The following is a 14557-nucleotide window of genomic DNA, read 5'->3' on the forward strand; positions in this document are numbered from 1 at the left end:
GGGGCCTCGCCCGGCCCCCGCCGGTCAGCCTGCGGAGGAGAAAGGAGGTCGTCATGTCGAGCGACAAAGGATTGACAGGATGCCTGTTTCGAATCGCGCTGCTGTCGGTCGCCCTCGCAACCACCTTCTGCCGGAGCGCGCCCGCCCAGAGCCTCGACGAGGTCTACAAGCAGGCCCTCAAAGAGGGCGGGACGCTGAACTTCTACGGCACGCTCGCCCAGATCAACGCGGCGAAGATTCTCCCGGTTTTCGAGAAGCGCTTCCCCGGGATCAAGATCAACCATGTGGACGCGACCGCCGACAAGCTCGCCGCCCGCGCGATCACCGAGGCGCGCGGGGGGAGGGTGCTCGCCGACGTCTTTCAGATGTCCCTGGAGAACATCCTCCAGCTGGCCGAGCAGAAGCTCGTCGTCGAAAAGGTGCCGCCCGAAGCGGCCGAAATTCCGGCCGACCTGAGGGGTCCGTTCTGGGTCACCGCGGATTTGCTGTTCATCACCGCGGCGTGGAACAAGAACCTCGTGAAGCCCGCCGAGGAGCCCAAGGCGTTCGACGACTTCGCCGATCCCAGATGGAAGGGCCGGCTGATCGCCGAGCCGCGCGACGTCGAGTTGTTGATGGGGCTGGCGCGCCACAAGTACCGCAGCGACGAGAAGGCGATTGAGCTGCTGCGCCGGATCGCGGCCAACAACGTCGAGTTCCACAAGGGCCACTCCGAGCTGGCGGAATTCCTGGTCGCGGGGCAGGCCGCCGCCTGCATCACCTGCTACGCGCACCACTATCCGCCGAGAATCCGCAAAGGAGCGCCGCTCGGCTACATGCTGACCGAGGGCGTGGCCACCATCAACGCCACCGCCATCGCCAAGGACAGCCCGCACCCGAACACGGCATGGCTGTTCGCCCGCTGGTCGGCCAGCGAGGAAGGGATGAGGGTTTATGCGATGGGCGGCCGGACCCCACCGCACCCGAAGGTCGAGCCGGTGGAAAAAATCCGTCCCCAGAAGATCTACCCGGTCGGGCCGGAAGAAATTAAGAGCTGGCGCAAGTACGAAAAGACCTGGAAGGAGGTTTTCAAGCTGCGCTAGCCGGGCCGCCGTTGACTGGCGGTTGAAAGCTGGTATTACGAGGGGTGACAAGTACGCTTGAACAAGGAGGTTTTTGCCATAATGGATTTCCGACGCACCGCAGTCCGGGTGCTCCTGGTGGCGATTGCGCTGCAGCTGGTTTCGCCCGCCGGCGCGCTCCCTCAGAGCCTCGACGAGCTGCACAAGGCGGCCCTCAAGGAGGGCGGCACGCTGAACTTTTACGGCACCCTCGCGCAGATCAACGCCGAAAGAATCCTGCCGGTGTTCGAAAAACGCTTCCCGGGGATCAAGATCAACCACGTCGACGCCACCTCCGACAAGCTGGTGGCTCGCGTGGTGAGCGAGGCGCGCGGCGGTCGAACGCTCGCCGACGTGTTTCAGACTCCGCTGGAAAATGTCATCCAGCTCCATGACCAGAAGCTCCTGCTCGAGATCAAGCTCCCGGAATCGGCGGAATACCCCGAGGGAATGAAAGGCAGCTTTTGGACCGCTTCGGACCTGCAGTTCTTCGTCGCGGCCTGGAACACGAACCTGGTAAAAAAGGAAGAGGAGCCGAAGTCGTACGACGACTTCACCCACCCTCGCTGGAAGAACCGCCTGATCGCCGAGCCGAGGGATCTCGAGATGCTGCTCGCCTTCGCGAAGTACAAGTTCAAGAGCGACGAGAAAGCGATCGAATTCTGGAAAAAGGTCGCCGCCAACAACGTCGAGTTCCACAAGGGCCATTCGCAGCTCGCCGAGCTGCTGGTCGCCGGGCAGGCCGCCGCATGCCTGACCTGCTACTCCCATCACTATCCGAGGCGGATCCAGAAGGGGGCGCCGGTGAACTACATGCTGAGCGAAGGCGTGGCTTCCATCAACGCCACGGCAATCCTCAAGGATGCGCCCCATCCCAAGACCGCGCTGCTCTTCGCCCGCTGGATGGCCAGCCAGGAGGGCCAGAAAGCGATGGCTCAGGGGGGACGGACCCCGGCTCATCCCAAGGTCGAGCCCGTCGACAAGACCCGAACGCAGAAGATCTACGCGATCAGCGCGGCAGACATCAAGGAATTTCCCAAGTATGAAAAGATCTGGAAAAGCATATTCAACTTGCGCTAAACATCACAGCAGACGGTCAGAGTAAAATCCATCTCGCGGCCGGCCCGGTGGCAGCGTCCCCGGGCCGGCCCTCCAAACCCGGGGGAGGCAGTCAAGGCTCAATGGATGGAGCACGCCGTTCGAGCACGCCGACCGTGGCCTCTACCGGCCTCTGCAGGATAGGTCCAAAGCCATGTCGACGATCGCCCTCCCGAGATCGGCGCGCGCCGCTTTACCGCGGTTGAGCGACCCGGCCCTTCTGGTCCCGCTGGTCGGGGCCGGAGTCCTCGTCTATCTCGCGGTGCTTCCGCTTCTCATGCTGCTCGTGGGAAGCTTTCAGGCCGAGGTTGCGCCCCGGGAATTCGTTTACACGCTCAAGAACTACGAAGCCGCTTACGCCAGCCCTTACACCTATTCGACGTTCCGAAACTCGGTCATCTTCGCTTCCGGCTCCGCCGGCCTCACGTTCATCCTTGGAACGCTGCTCGCATGGCTCACCGAACGGACCAACACTCCTCTCAGGGGGATCTTCGTGCCTCTGGCGGTGGTGCCGCTGATCCTGCCGGGAGTATTGGAATCGATCGCCTGGATCTTCCTTCTCAGCCCGAAATTCGGCTACTTGAACGTCTGGCTCATGCAGCTCTTCGGGCTCCAGTCGCCGCCGTTCAACGTCTTTTCCCTGCCCGGCATGATCTGGGTCCATTCCGTGGGTCAGGTCCCGCTGGCCTTCCTCATGATGGTCGCCGCGTTCAAGTCCATGGATCCTTCGCTCGAAGAATCCGCGATGATGTCCGGGGGAAACACCTGGCAGACGATCCGGCGGATAACCCTGCCGCTGCTCCGGCCGACCGCCGCATCGGTGCTGCTCATCCTGTTCGTCCGCACCCTGGAGTCGTTCGAGACGCCGGCGTTGATCGGCATCCCCGCCCGCATCTACGTTTACACGAGCGAGATCTTCCTCGCTTTCAACGAGTATCCACCGGACTACGGCCGGGGCGCGGCGCTCGCCGTGGGGCTCCTCTTGCTGAGCGCGCTCGGGGTGTGGCTCTACACGCGGTCCACCAAAGAGGGGAAAAAGTTCCAGACCGTCACGGGCAAAGCGTTCCGCCCGCGGCAGTTCGACCTCGGGCGGTGGAAATGGGCCGGGTTCGCCTTCCTGACGACTTACTTCGTCTTCGTGGTCTTGCTGCCGTTCCTGGTGTTGTTCTGGGCGTCGTTCCTGCCGTTCTTCGCCACACCCAGCTGGGATGCGGTGAAGAAGCTGTCGCTCGAGAATTACGCCTACCTTTACGGTTTCCGGCCGTTTTGGGAAGCGATGAAAAACAGCGTGGTGCTCGCCGTGATGACCGCGACGGTTGCGATGCTGCTCACGTCGCTGGTGGCCTGGATCGTCTACAAGAGCCGCCTGCCGGGCCGGTGGCTGCTGGACTTTCTCGCCTTCGTACCGATCACGGTCCCGGGGATCGTTCTCGGCATGGCGCTCATCCTGCTCTACGTCGCCTTTCCCGTGCCGATCTACGGGACCATCTGGGTGCTGCTGATCGCGTACGTGACGCGCTACATTCCCTACGGCATGAGAACCGCCTCGGGCTCCATTCTCCAGATCCACAGTGAGCTGGAGGAGGCGGCGGCCGCTTCCGGAGCCTCCTGGTGGGAAACTTTCAAGCGGGTGACCCTGCCATTGCTCCGGCCGGGTTTCGTCGCCGGCTGGATCTACATCTGCATCGTCTCTTTCCGCGAGTTCTCGACGTCGGTGCTCCTGGCCACCGGAGAGAGCCGGGTGCTATCGATCCTCTTGTTCACGATGTTCGAGCAGGGGCAGGTCACGATCGTCGCCGCGATCGGAATCCTGATGATCCTCACGCTGCTGATAATCGTCGCGATTTTCTATAAAGTATCGGGCCGGGTCGGCATCCAGACATGAGATCCGGTCCAGGGAGAATTTTTCGTGATCGAGGTTAAGTCGCTGGTCAAGACGTTCGCCGACGGGACCCACGCGGGCGTCAGGGCCGTCAATTCCATAAGCTTCACCGTCGAGGACGGCCGCTTCTACACGCTTCTCGGGCCTTCCGGTTGCGGCAAGACAACCACCCTGCGCTGCATCGCCGGGCTGGAAAGGGCGGATGCCGGAGAGATCGTCGTTGCGGGAAAAAAGGTCTTTTCCGCCGAAGATTCAACGTTCGTGCCGGCTTATCGACGTCCCATCGGCATGGTTTTCCAGAGCTACGCCATCTGGCCCCACATGACGGTCTTCGAGAACGTCGCCTTCCCGCTGCGCGTCGGCAAAACCAAGCTCGGCAACGACGAGATCCAGAAGCGGGTGCGAAACGCGGTCGAGCAGGTCGAGCTCGGGGGGCTGGAAGAACGCATGGCGACGCAGCTTTCGGGCGGCCAGCAGCAGCGCCTCGCGCTCGCCCGCGCGCTGGTGCGCGAGCCGCAGGTGCTGCTCCTGGACGAGCCGCTGAGCAATCTGGACGCCAAGCTGCGCGAGCGCATGCGCGTGGAGCTGAGGGAGCTCCAGCGGCGCCTGAGGATCACGACTCTGTACGTCACGCACGACCAGATCGAGGCGCTCTCGATGTCCAACGTGATCGCCGTGATGAACGCCGGGGTCATCGTCCAGGAAGGCACGCCGCGGGAGATCTATCTGCACCCCAAAAGCCAGTTCGTGGCCCAGTTCATCGGCTCGACCAACCAGATCAGCGGGAAACTGGCGCGGGTCGACGGCGAGGGCCGTGGGCTGGTGGCGACGGAGGAAGGAGAGATCGCCGCGGGCTTGCCCGGCCCGCTGGAAGCGGGGACGAAAGTGGTCGTGGTGGTACGGCCGGAGAGCATCATTCTGCACCGGCAGAAGCCCGCGGCCGTTCCCAATCTCCTCGAGGGCAAGATCGGGACCGCGATGTTCCTGGGGGAATACCTGGACTGCACGGTCGAGCTGTGCAAAACCGTGCTGCAGACGCACCAGCGCCATTCACTGCAGGTGCGGCGCGGCGATCCGGTCTGGGTCGAGCTGCCGCCCGCCGACTGCATGGCGCTGCCCGCGGAGCAGTAGCGCTCGGCTCGTGCCCGCCCTTTTCCCCTCGACGAATTCCCGTACCCCGCGCCGGCGCCGCCGGCCGGGCCGGCGCACAGGAGGTGACATGCGAACAGCGGGACAATGCTTGATGACGGCATGGATTCTTCTCTGGGCGGCCGTGCCCGCGCCGCCGTTGTTGGGGCAGGAGCGGATCAAGTTATCGTACAGCTCGGTCGATGCCAGCAACGGCGTCTGGCACACGGCGAAGGAAGCGGGGTTCTTCAAGAAGCACGGCCTGGACGTCGATCTCGTCTACATTCCGACCACCACGACCACCGTCTCCGCCATCCTGGCCGGGGACGTCCCCATCGGCAACGCCTCGGGGGGAGCGGTCGCCAGCGCGGTGATGGGCGGGGCCGATCTGCTGATGGTAGCCTGCTTTCTCAACAGCCTCCCCTACGAGCTGGTGGTCCAGGAGTCGATCAAGAACGCCGAGGATCTCAAGGGCAGGAGCATCGGCATCAGCCGGGTGGGCAGCGCCTCGGACGTCGCGGCCCGCGTCCTCGTCAAGGGGCTTGGACTGGAGCCCGTGAAGGACGTGCCGATCCTGCAGGTGGGGGGTGCCACCGAGCGGGCCTCCGCGTTCCGCAGCGGGCGGATCGCGGGCTTCCCCTCGCCGCCGGGCATCATTCACCTGGCCAAGGGGATGCCGTACCGTGTCCTGATCAGCACGGCCGATTTTCAGAAACGCTTCGAGTTTCCCTACATCTGCGCGGTGACGACCCGTAATTATTACCGGGCACGCGGCGAGACCGTGCGGCGCGTCCTGATGGCGCTGGTCGAGTCCACCCATTTCTTCAAGACGCACAAGGACGAAAGCAAGAAGATCATCGCCAAGTACAGCCGGCAGGACAACCCCGCCTATCTCGAGGGATCCTACAACGTCGTTTCCAAGCTCTACGACCGGGTGCCCCTGGTCACGCGCGAGGGGATGGAGGTCCAGATCAGGGACGCGCTTGCGCGCAGGCCCGGGGCGACGCTCAAGATCGAGGATTTCGTCGACGACAGCATCGTACAGGAGCTCGAGAAAAGCGGCTTCATCGGTCGCGTCTACAGGTGACCCCGCCGGCCGGGGCGGCCTGGGTTCGAAGATCGGGTTCGACATGATTGCAGCCGTTATCCTGGCCGCCGGCGAGTCCAGCCGGATGGGAAGCCCCAAGGCCCTGCTTCCCGTCGGCGGCGAGCGCTTCATCGACAGGATCGTGCGGGCGCTGGCCGCCTCGAAGGCCGGAAGGATCGTGGTGGTGCTCGGCCACCGGGCCGAAGAGATACGCCAACAGATCCGCGATCTTCCCGTGACGATCGTGATCAATGAGGACTATCGCCTCGGGCAGCTCTCCTCTCTCCAGGCGGCGGTGCGCGAGCTCCAGAAGTTCCCCGAGGCGGCGGGCATCGACGCCGTCCTCGTCCACCTGGTCGACCACCCGTGCCTCAGCGCGGCGCTGGTCGACCGTATGATCGACGCCTTCTACCGGTCCGGGAAGCTGATTGTCGTGCCGTGTTACCGTGGGCGCCGCGGCCACCCGGTGATTTTCGCGCGAGCTCTGTTCGACGAGCTGCTCCGGGCGCCTCTCGCCGTCGGCGCCAAGGCGGTCGTGCAGGCGCACCCGAAGGAGACGCTCGAGATCGAGACGGACGAGGAGGGGGTGGCGATCGACGTAGATACCCCCCAGGAATATCAGGAGCTGGTGGAGAAAACCGGATGTCGAAACTGAAACTGACCCTGGCCTGCGGGTCCTACGATCTGCTGAAGCCCTTGATCGACGGGGAGATCGCGCCCGCGGGAATCGATCTCAATGTTCTCACGATGGCTTCCCCCGAGCGCCACGGTCGAATGCTGCGCTACGAGGAGTTCGACGTCTGCGAGCTTTCGCTGGTCGCCTATTTGATCGCGCGCGAGCAGAAGAAGACGTTCACGGCGATTCCGGTCTTCCCGCACCGCCGTTTCCGGCACGGCTACATGGTCAAGCGCGCCGGCTGCGGCATCGAGCGCCCGTCGGACCTGAACGGGAAGCGGGTGGGCCTCGATACGCTGCAGAATTCGGCCGGGCTGTGGATGCGCGGTATCCTGCAGGACTACTACGGGGTCGATCTCAAGACCATCGAATGGTGGTGTCAGGAGGAAGAGGATGTTTCCTTCGAACCGGCGGCCTGGATGAAGGTCAAGCGCGTCGGCCCCGGGAAGAACATCGACCAGATGCTCGTCGACGGGGAGCTGGAGGGCGCCCTCTACCCGGAAATCCTGCCGTCGATCCGCAAGGGCGACCCGCGGGTCGCGCCGCTGTTTCCGGACGCCAAGCAGGCCGAGATCGACTACTACCGGCGGAGCGGGATTTTTCCGATCATGCACACGGTCGTGGTGCGCGACCGCATCCTGGAGAAACACCCGTGGGTGGGGGTGAGCCTGGTGCAGGTCTTCGAGCGGGCGAAGGTCCTCTGCTACGAGCGCATGTCCGACCCGCGCAACCTCGCTCTCGTGTGGGTCAAGGAGCTCATGCGCGAGCAGCGTGAGATCTTCGGCCCCGACCCCTGGCCCTACAACCTCGAGGACAATCGCAAGGCGCTCGAGGCGGTCGTGCGGTACGAGCACGAGCAGGGGATGATCAAGCGCCGGCCGGCGGTCGAGGAACTGTTTTTCCCTCCCAGCCTGCAGCGCATCCAGCACTACGTGTAAACGGCCCGCGCCCGTTTCCTACCCGGCCTGCAGCCGGCCGTTGCGCGCCCTCGGCTCGGGGAAGCAAAAACGCTCCTCGACCGTATTTTCCAGACCGAGCCGGAGCAGCGCCTGAAGATCGAGCGCCGCCTCGGCCTGCTCGACCTCGCTCCTCTTTGCCTTGGTCGCCGGGTGGCGGGGGACGAAGAGCTGGCAGCAATCCTGATCGGGCAGCGTGGAAATGCCGAACGTCCCGATCCGCCGCGCCTGATCGACGATCTCCTGCTTGTCCATGCCGACCAGAGGCCGCAACACGGGGAGCCGCGCCGCGCCCTCGATCACGGCGAGATTCTCGAGCGTCTGCGAGGCGACCTGTCCCAGGCTTTCCCCGGTCACCAGCGCCTTGGCCTTTTCCCGCGCCGCGATCGCTTCCGCGATCCGCAGCATCATGCGCCGGTAGAGCACGACCCGAAGAGGACGGCCGACCGCCGCGACGATCCGGCTCTGGATCTCCCCGAACGGGACCAGATAGAGACGGGAGTGGAACTGGTAGCGCGTGAGCCCGGCCACGAGCCTCCGGGCTTTTTCCTGCGAGCTTTTGTCCAGATAGGGGGCGCTGTGGAAGTGGACGAAGATCACCCGGCAGCCGCGCTGCATCATGCGCTGTGCGGCGACCGGTGAATCGATCCCGCCGGAGAGCAACGCGACCACGCGGCCGCTGGCGCCGACGGGCAATCCTCCCGGTCCCGGCAGCTTCTCGAATCCAAAAAAGGCCTCCCGGGGCAGGATCTCGACCGTGATCGTGAGCTCCGGATCCGTGAGATCGACGCGCGCTCCGGATTGCGCCTTGACCGCGCCTCCGAGCTGGCGATTGATCTCCGGGGAGGTCAGAGGGAAGCTCTTGTCGCCGCGCTGCGCGTCGATCCGGAAAGAGGAGAACGTCCTTCCGGCGAGGCTTTCGAGCACGCGGGAACGCAGCGCCTCCAGCTCGCGCGGGACGCGTTCGACCGGAGAGAAGTTGGCCACCCCGAAGACGTTTGCGATCCGGGCGGTCGCCTGCTCGAGACCCGCCGGCCCCGCGAAAACCAGGAGGATTCGCGCCGGCAGGCTGCGGATTTCCTTGAGCTCGAGATCGCAGAGGGCGGCCGCGAGGTTGCGCTTGAGCAGCTCGACGAAATAGGGGCGGTTGCCCCGCTTCAGAGCGATTTCGTGATAGCGCACCAGAACGGCGTCCATGTTCCAGCGATAACAGATTCCGTCCGCTTTTGCATGTCCCGGCGCCTGTGGTAGTATCGGCTCGACCACGCTGATCGAGACGGAAGAACCCATATGGAAAGCTTCAAGAAAATTACCGACGCCATGCAGTTTTCCGTCGACAAGATGAAGAAGAACGGGCTCTTCGAGACTCCCCGCCTGTTCTGCGACCTCTACTGCTTCGAGCCCGGGCAATCCCAGGCGCCTCACACGCACGACGGCTCCGACAAGATCTACTACGTCGTCCGCGGCCGGGGCCGTTTTCAGATCGCCGGTGAGGAGCGCGAGCTCGGAGAAGGGGAGATCGCAATCGCCCGCGCCGGCGAGAACCATGGCGTAACCAACGGGAGCGCCGAGCGGCTGGTCCTGCTCGTGACGATGGCGCCGAAGCCGTCCCATTGAGGTGTCCCGCGCCATGACCGACGACGAAAAAGCGGTAGCCGAAGCGAACGAGGCCTTCTACCGCGCCTTTGAAAGCCTCAGCACGGCGGAGATGGAAAAAGTCTGGCGCCGGGCGCCGTACATCCAGTGCATCCATCCCGGCTGGCACATCCTGCGGGGTTGGGATCCCGTCATGACGAGCTGGCAGCGGATCTTCGAAAACGGCCAGGAGATGCGCTTCATGCTGACGGACGTTTCCATCCGCGTGCACGGCGACCTGGCCTGGGTCACGCTCTACGAGAACATCCACGGTCCGGTGGAGGGGCGGATCGCCTCCGCCACGGTCGCCGCCACCAACGTGTTCGAGCGGGGCCGTGACGGCTGGCGCCTGATCCACCATCAGGGCTGTTCGGTGGCGCAGCCGCCCTTTGCTCTGCAACCCAAGACCCTGCACTGAAACCCGTTTGCGCGCCGCGCATGGAGCTGAACGGAAAAGTCGCCCTGGTGACCGGGGCGGGACGGGGAATCGGTCGCGCCGTGGCCCTGGCTCTGGCGAAAACAGGCTGCCGCGTCGCCCTGACCGCGAGAACCGCCGCCGAGCTGGCGGCGGTCGAGCAGGAGGCCCGCCGGGCCTCCGGTGAGGCGTTTTTCGTTACCGCCGATCTCACCCGCGACGGCGACATCGCCGGTTTGATGGAGGCGGTGCGCGCGAAGTGGTCGGCGGTCGACATCCTGATCAACAACGCCGGGTGGGGCAGGCGCGCTCCGGTGGTCAAGTCGCGCGTGGAAGACTGGGACCGGACGCTCCGGGTCAACCTCCGGGCGCCCATGCTGCTCGCCCGTCTCGCCCTACCCGCGATGATCGCGAAGGGCGAGGGCGCGGTCGTCAACATCGGCTCGATCGCCGGGAAGACGGGAGAGGCCAACGCCGCCGCTTACGCGGCGTCGAAGTTCGGCCTGATCGGCTTCACGCAATCGCTCTACGAGGAGGTCCGCGAGTCCGGGATCAAGGTCGCGGTGATCCTGCCAGGCTTCGTCGACACTCCGCTCATCCCGTCCGGAGCGCCGCTGGACCGCACCAAGATGATCCGCCCGGAGGACATCGCCGAGACGGTCCTGTTCGTGCTGCGCTCCTCCGCGGCCTGCTGCCCGGTCGAGATCACCGTGCGGCCGCAGCGGACGCCGTACCGCTAGGGGTCGCTCGCGACCCGCTCGAGGAACCGCAAATCGACCTTTTCCAGGCTCTCGACGACCGCGTGCGCCTCGGCGAGCGCGCTCGCAGGGTGCGAGTTGGTGACGGCGACGCACTTCATCCCGGCGCGCAGCGCCCCACGCACGCCCTCCCTGGAATCCTCGATCACCACGCAATCGGCGGCAAGAATCGGCGCGCCTTCGAGACGTCGATTCAAGGAGGCCAGCGCGGCGAGGAAGATCTCGGGATCGGGCTTGCCGCGCTCGACGTCCTCCGCGCTGGCGATTGCGGAAAAATAGTCGCGCAGGCCGGTTCCGGCGAGAATTCCTTCGATCTCGTGGCGCAAGGCTCCCGAGGCGACCGCGAGCGGCAAGCGCCGCGCGAGGTGCTCAACGAGGCTGCGGACGCCGGGAAAGAGAACGACGCGATCGCGGATCGCCGCGCGATAGCGCGCCGCCTTGCGCTCGACGAGCCCCTCCAGCTCCGCGCCGCCCAGCAGCCGCCCGTGATCACGAAAAGCCGCCGCGAACGCCCCCCGGTCGTCGAATCCCAGGTAGCGCTCGTAGTAGCGCTCCTTCGTGAGCTCGATCCCCTCCTCCCCGAGGATCTCCCGAAACAGCTCGAAATGGACGGGCTCGTCGTCGACGATCACGCCGTTGAAGTCGAAGATCACTGCGCGGAGCATGTCTAACCAAAATTGCAGAAACGTGCTTTCGTTTCAATCCGAGATCGTATAAATAAGAAGCATGGAAGCCCACCACCACGGCAACGCGCACGGTCACGTCGAGTTCCGGTTCTGCCCGCGCTGCGGCGGTCCCCTGGAGAGGCGGCGGCTCAAGGCGAACGAGCCCGAAAGGCTGGTGTGCGCGCGCTGCTCGTTCATCTTCTACCAGGACCCGAAGGTGGTGGCGGGAACGATCTTCACGCTCGAAGGAGGCATCGTACTGCTCCAGCGCGGCGTGGAGCCGGCCATGGGGAAATGGGTCTTCCCCGGCGGCTACGTCGATCGGGGCGAGAGCGTTCGCGACGCGGCCGTGCGCGAAACCAAGGAAGAGTCCAGGCTCGACGTGCGGCTCACCTCCCTGTTGAACGTCTACTCCTACCCCCGGTCTCCGAACGTCATCGTGGTTTACGCGGCGGAGGTCGTCGGCGGCGAGCTGGCCGCGGCCGACGAGTCGGTGGCGGCGCGCATCTTTCGGCCGAGCGAGCTGCCCTGGGGCGAGCTGGCGTTCGAGAGCACCCGGGAGGCGCTGTCGGACTACATCCGGCTTTACCTCGATCCGAGGAGCTGATAAAAAGCCGGCTACCACGCAAAAGGAGGTTTGCCATGGCGATGCCACGAGTCGGCGATCCCGCTCCGGAGTTCACCCTGCCGGTCTCCCGGGAGCAAAACGTATCGCTCAGCGATTACCGCGGTAAGAAGAACGTGGTCCTGGCCTTTTACCCCCTCGACTTCACCGGCGGCTGAGAGCGCGAGCTCAGCGGCCTCGAAAGGGATCGCAAAGAATTCGAGGCCCGAGATGCTCAGGTCCTGAGCATAAGCGTCGACTCCCCGTTCTCGCACAAGGCGTTCGCGGAAAAGATGGGCGGCATCGGCTTTCCCATGCTTTCCGATTTCTGGCCGCACGGCGCGGTCTGCTCGCTCTACGACTGTCTGAGGCCCCAGGGCTACCCGAAGCGCGCGGTCTTCATCATCGACAAGCAGGGAGTTGTCCGTTTCGCGAAGGAGTACGAGAAGGGCATCCCGGAAAACGCCGAGCTGCTCGCCGCGCTCGACGAGATCAACCGCCGGTAACCCGTCCGTTCTGCGCGCACCGCCGCGACCCGCCTTTCCCGGAGCACCGCATGGCCGCCGACTTCAGGAGCTACCTCGACGCCCTGAAGAAAAACGACGAACTGGCCGTCGTCGAGAGGCCGGTCGACCTGCGCGACGTCGCCGCGCTCGTCGCCCAGTCGGAAAAGGCGCTGCGGTTCGAGAGGGTCAGCGGCTACTCGATGCCCGTCGTCTCGGGCCTCCTCGCTTCCCGGCGCCGGCTGGCGCTCGGAATGGGCGTTCCCTACGAGAAGATCGAGAGCCGGATCCGGGCCGCGATGGAGCGCCCCGTCAAGCCGAGAAAGGCGCGGCGCGCTCCGGTGAAAGAGGTCGTCTGGACGCGCGACCGCGTCGATCTCTACCGCCTCCCGGTCCCGGTTTTCTCCGTGATGGACGGCGGGCCGATGATCACCGCCGGTGTCGTGATCGCCGAAGACCCCGAGTACGGGATGAACGCGGGCGTCTACCGCCTGATGATCAAGGAGCGCAACGTCACCGGCATCGACATCGTCACGCCCAACAACCTGCGCCGTTTTGCCGAGCGGGCGCTGGAGCGGAAAAAGCCTCTGCCGATCTCGGTCTCGATCGGCACCCATCCGGCGGAGCTGATCGCCGCCACCTTCAAGGCGAGCCTGGGGGTGAACGAGCTCACCTTCGCCGGCGCGCTTCGCGGGGAGCCGGTTCCTCTCGCCGACGGCGAGACGGTTCCCGTGCCGTGCATCGCGGACGCCGAGATCGTGCTCGAAGGGGAGATCCTGCCGGAGGGGTGGGTTCACCCCGAGGGGCCGTTCTGCGAATTCAACCGGCTGATGGGCGGCGTGCACCTCAATCCCCGCGTGCGCGTGAAGGCGATCCTGCAACGCAAGGAGCCAATCTACTACGCGCTGCACATGCCTTGGGAGAACATCTGGATGAGCGCGCCGATCTACGAGGCGGCGGCGTGGCGCGCGCTGCGCGAGGCCGGCGTGCAGGCAAGCGCCATCAACGTCACCCCCGGCGGATGCTGCCACTGGCACGTGGTCGCGGCGATCCGCAAGCAGCCCGGGGACGGCAAGAACGCGGTCCTGGCGCTGCTTTCGATCGCGGACATCAAGCACGTCACCGTCGTGGACGACGACATCGACGTCTTCGACCCCACGGAGGTGGAGTGGGCGATCGCCACCCGCGTTCAGGCCGATCGGGACGTGCTGATCGTGTCCAACGCGCGCTCCAAGCCGCTCGACCCCTCGCTCCCGCCGGTCGCCGGGCGCATCCCGACGACCGCAAAGATGGGCATCGACGCCACGATTCCCGAAGACGTGCCGCGAAGTCGTTTCAACCGCATCGTCTACCTCAAGCAGGACAGCGTGAAGCTCGCCGATTACCTGGGACCTGCCGCCGGGCCGCCCGCGCCCGCCCTCGAAAAGGCGAAGCCGGAGGCGCTCGCCGAGAAGATTCTCGAAGCCCTGGCGAAGAGCCGGCGCTATTTTCCGGAGCTGCTCACGCTCTTTTCCCGGCAGGAATTTTCTTCGGTGGCGGCGGCGCTCGGTCTGCTCCACCGCCAGGGCAAGGTGAGCCTCGACAGCGAAGGCAGGTGGGGGCTTCGCCCGGCGGCGGAGGAGCGGCCCGGCTGAAAACCGGCCGTAAAGGCTCGCCGACGGCGGCTCAGTGGAGGAGCGTACGGGTCAAGCCCGGCGCGCGCGGGCGTCTTCGAGCGACCCGGCGCGCCAGTCGTCGCTGGTAGTGCTCGCGGCGCCGAACCTGATCTTCATGAAATACCTGGGGAGAATCGTAACCCCGCGGCCACCGGTCGATCCCCCCGACGATTTTCCAGGACGGCCCAGGGAAAGGAACCGCCCCTGGTCGTCTCCCGGCGGCGCGCCCGCTTCGAACCGCGCTTCTCGCCAGAGACAGGAAAAACAGCAACGAGCAACACGACGCACCGTAAACGGCCCAGAGCAGGATCGTTTCCGCCATGGTTCTCCTCCCGGCTGCCCGTTCAACGGCGCAACCTATATCGCCGGCGGGGTGGAGAAGTCAACCGCGTTGG

15 protein-coding genes are annotated in these 14557 nt (G+C 65.2%); 13 read left to right on the forward strand and 2 right to left on the reverse strand.

What is annotated here, in order from left to right; all coding sequences use genetic code 11:
- From VNN77_05600 to VNN77_05630, 7 genes are all read left to right on the forward strand, one after another.
- Nucleotides 1-1082, forward strand: a 1082-nt coding sequence (locus VNN77_05600) for an extracellular solute-binding protein (GenBank protein HXG50869.1), incomplete at its 5' end; no start/stop codon positions are given.
- A gap of 81 nt (nucleotides 1083-1163) precedes the next feature.
- Entirely contained in the window at nucleotides 1164-2180 is a 1017-nt protein-coding gene (locus tag VNN77_05605) for an extracellular solute-binding protein (protein HXG50870.1), read from the forward strand.
- 172 nt (nucleotides 2181-2352) lie between these two features.
- Nucleotides 2353-4083: an iron ABC transporter permease gene (locus VNN77_05610; protein ID HXG50871.1), complete on the forward strand. Its 1731-nt coding sequence runs from the start codon at nucleotides 2353-2355 to the stop codon at nucleotides 4081-4083.
- A 24-nt stretch (nucleotides 4084-4107) separates the two neighbouring features.
- Nucleotides 4108-5211: an ABC transporter ATP-binding protein gene (locus tag VNN77_05615; GenBank protein ID HXG50872.1), complete on the forward strand. Its 1104-nt coding sequence runs from the start codon at nucleotides 4108-4110 to the stop codon at nucleotides 5209-5211.
- A gap of 88 nt (nucleotides 5212-5299) precedes the next feature.
- Nucleotides 5300-6295: an ABC transporter substrate-binding protein gene (locus tag VNN77_05620; protein HXG50873.1), complete on the forward strand. Its 996-nt coding sequence runs from the start codon at nucleotides 5300-5302 to the stop codon at nucleotides 6293-6295.
- Nucleotides 6296-6338: 43 nt separating this feature from the next.
- The gene (locus VNN77_05625; GenBank protein ID HXG50874.1) at nucleotides 6339-6950 is read left to right on the forward strand and encodes a nucleotidyltransferase family protein; all 612 of its coding nucleotides are present in this window, start codon (nucleotides 6339-6341) and stop codon (nucleotides 6948-6950) included.
- The gene (locus VNN77_05630) at nucleotides 6938-7909 is read left to right on the forward strand and encodes a hypothetical protein (protein HXG50875.1); all 972 of its coding nucleotides are present in this window, start codon (nucleotides 6938-6940) and stop codon (nucleotides 7907-7909) included. Before VNN77_05625 ends, VNN77_05630 begins: the two co-directional genes overlap by 13 nt.
- 18 nt (nucleotides 7910-7927) lie before the next feature.
- Here the strand turns inward: VNN77_05630 and thiI are convergent, their stop codons facing one another.
- On the reverse strand, nucleotides 7928-9217 hold the full coding sequence (gene thiI, locus VNN77_05635) for a tRNA uracil 4-sulfurtransferase ThiI (GenBank protein ID HXG50876.1): 1290 nt from the start codon (nucleotides 9215-9217) through the stop codon (nucleotides 7928-7930).
- Here thiI and VNN77_05640 point away from each other — a divergent pair, their 5' ends adjacent.
- Genes VNN77_05640 through VNN77_05650 form a run of 3 tightly spaced genes read left to right on the forward strand, consistent with a single transcriptional unit; the run spans nucleotide 9218 to nucleotide 10717 of the window.
- The gene (locus tag VNN77_05640; GenBank protein ID HXG50877.1) at nucleotides 9218-9544 is read left to right on the forward strand and encodes a cupin domain-containing protein; all 327 of its coding nucleotides are present in this window, start codon (nucleotides 9218-9220) and stop codon (nucleotides 9542-9544) included.
- 13 nt (nucleotides 9545-9557) lie between these two features.
- Nucleotides 9558-9980 carry a nuclear transport factor 2 family protein gene (locus VNN77_05645; GenBank protein HXG50878.1) on the forward strand — a complete coding sequence of 141 codons (423 nt, stop codon included), beginning with the start codon at nucleotides 9558-9560 and terminating at the stop codon, nucleotides 9978-9980.
- 20 nt (nucleotides 9981-10000) lie between these two features.
- On the forward strand, nucleotides 10001-10717 hold the full coding sequence (locus VNN77_05650; protein ID HXG50879.1) for an SDR family oxidoreductase: 717 nt from the start codon (nucleotides 10001-10003) through the stop codon (nucleotides 10715-10717).
- On the opposite strand, the gene VNN77_05655 is transcribed toward VNN77_05650, so the two are convergent.
- Nucleotides 10714-11400, reverse strand: coding sequence for an HAD family phosphatase (locus VNN77_05655; protein ID HXG50880.1), 687 nt, complete (start codon nucleotides 11398-11400; stop codon nucleotides 10714-10716). The two genes, VNN77_05650 and VNN77_05655, sit on opposite strands and share 4 nt — an antisense overlap.
- Before the next feature lie 61 nt (nucleotides 11401-11461).
- Between VNN77_05655 and VNN77_05660 the strand changes: the two genes are divergently transcribed.
- The 3 genes from VNN77_05660 to VNN77_05670 are packed head-to-tail and all read left to right on the forward strand — an operon-like array spanning nucleotide 11462 to nucleotide 14141.
- A complete protein-coding gene (locus VNN77_05660) occupies nucleotides 11462-12007 on the forward strand; it encodes an NUDIX hydrolase (GenBank protein HXG50881.1) in 546 nt (181 codons plus the stop codon).
- Nucleotides 12008-12048: 41 nt separating this feature from the next.
- Complete coding sequence (locus VNN77_05665; GenBank protein HXG50882.1) at nucleotides 12049-12510, forward strand: peroxiredoxin; 462 nt, start codon at nucleotides 12049-12051, stop codon at nucleotides 12508-12510.
- Nucleotides 12511-12560: 50 nt separating this feature from the next.
- Nucleotides 12561-14141: a UbiD family decarboxylase gene (locus tag VNN77_05670; protein ID HXG50883.1), complete on the forward strand. Its 1581-nt coding sequence runs from the start codon at nucleotides 12561-12563 to the stop codon at nucleotides 14139-14141.
- The last annotated feature ends 416 nt before the right edge of the window (nucleotides 14142-14557 follow it).

The sequence above is a fragment of the Candidatus Zixiibacteriota bacterium genome (assembly GCA_035574315.1).
In the GTDB taxonomy this organism is placed as follows: domain Bacteria; phylum Desulfobacterota; class Binatia; order UBA9968; family UBA9968; genus DATLYW01.

What these genes read in the sequence shown, in the direction of transcription:
- VNN77_05625 (HXG50874.1), top strand. Translation starts at nt 6,339, where the DNA reads ATGATTGCAGCCGTTATCCTGGCCGCCGGCGAGTCCAGCCGGATGGGA.
- VNN77_05640 (HXG50877.1), top strand. Translation starts at nt 9,218, where the DNA reads ATGGAAAGCTTCAAGAAAATTACCGACGCCATGCAGTTTTCCGTCGAC.
- VNN77_05605 (HXG50870.1), top strand. Translation starts at nt 1,164, where the DNA reads ATGGATTTCCGACGCACCGCAGTCCGGGTGCTCCTGGTGGCGATTGCG.
- VNN77_05660 (HXG50881.1), top strand. Translation starts at nt 11,462, where the DNA reads ATGGAAGCCCACCACCACGGCAACGCGCACGGTCACGTCGAGTTCCGG.
- VNN77_05650 (HXG50879.1), top strand. Translation starts at nt 10,001, where the DNA reads ATGGAGCTGAACGGAAAAGTCGCCCTGGTGACCGGGGCGGGACGGGGA.
- VNN77_05610 (HXG50871.1), top strand. Translation starts at nt 2,353, where the DNA reads ATGTCGACGATCGCCCTCCCGAGATCGGCGCGCGCCGCTTTACCGCGG.
- VNN77_05670 (HXG50883.1), top strand. Translation starts at nt 12,561, where the DNA reads ATGGCCGCCGACTTCAGGAGCTACCTCGACGCCCTGAAGAAAAACGAC.
- thiI (HXG50876.1), bottom strand. Translation starts at nt 9,217, where the DNA reads ATGGGTTCTTCCGTCTCGATCAGCGTGGTCGAGCCGATACTACCACAG.
- VNN77_05620 (HXG50873.1), top strand. Translation starts at nt 5,300, where the DNA reads ATGCGAACAGCGGGACAATGCTTGATGACGGCATGGATTCTTCTCTGG.
- VNN77_05630 (HXG50875.1), top strand. Translation starts at nt 6,938, where the DNA reads ATGTCGAAACTGAAACTGACCCTGGCCTGCGGGTCCTACGATCTGCTG.
- VNN77_05655 (HXG50880.1), bottom strand. Translation starts at nt 11,400, where the DNA reads ATGCTCCGCGCAGTGATCTTCGACTTCAACGGCGTGATCGTCGACGAC.
- VNN77_05645 (HXG50878.1), top strand. Translation starts at nt 9,558, where the DNA reads ATGACCGACGACGAAAAAGCGGTAGCCGAAGCGAACGAGGCCTTCTAC.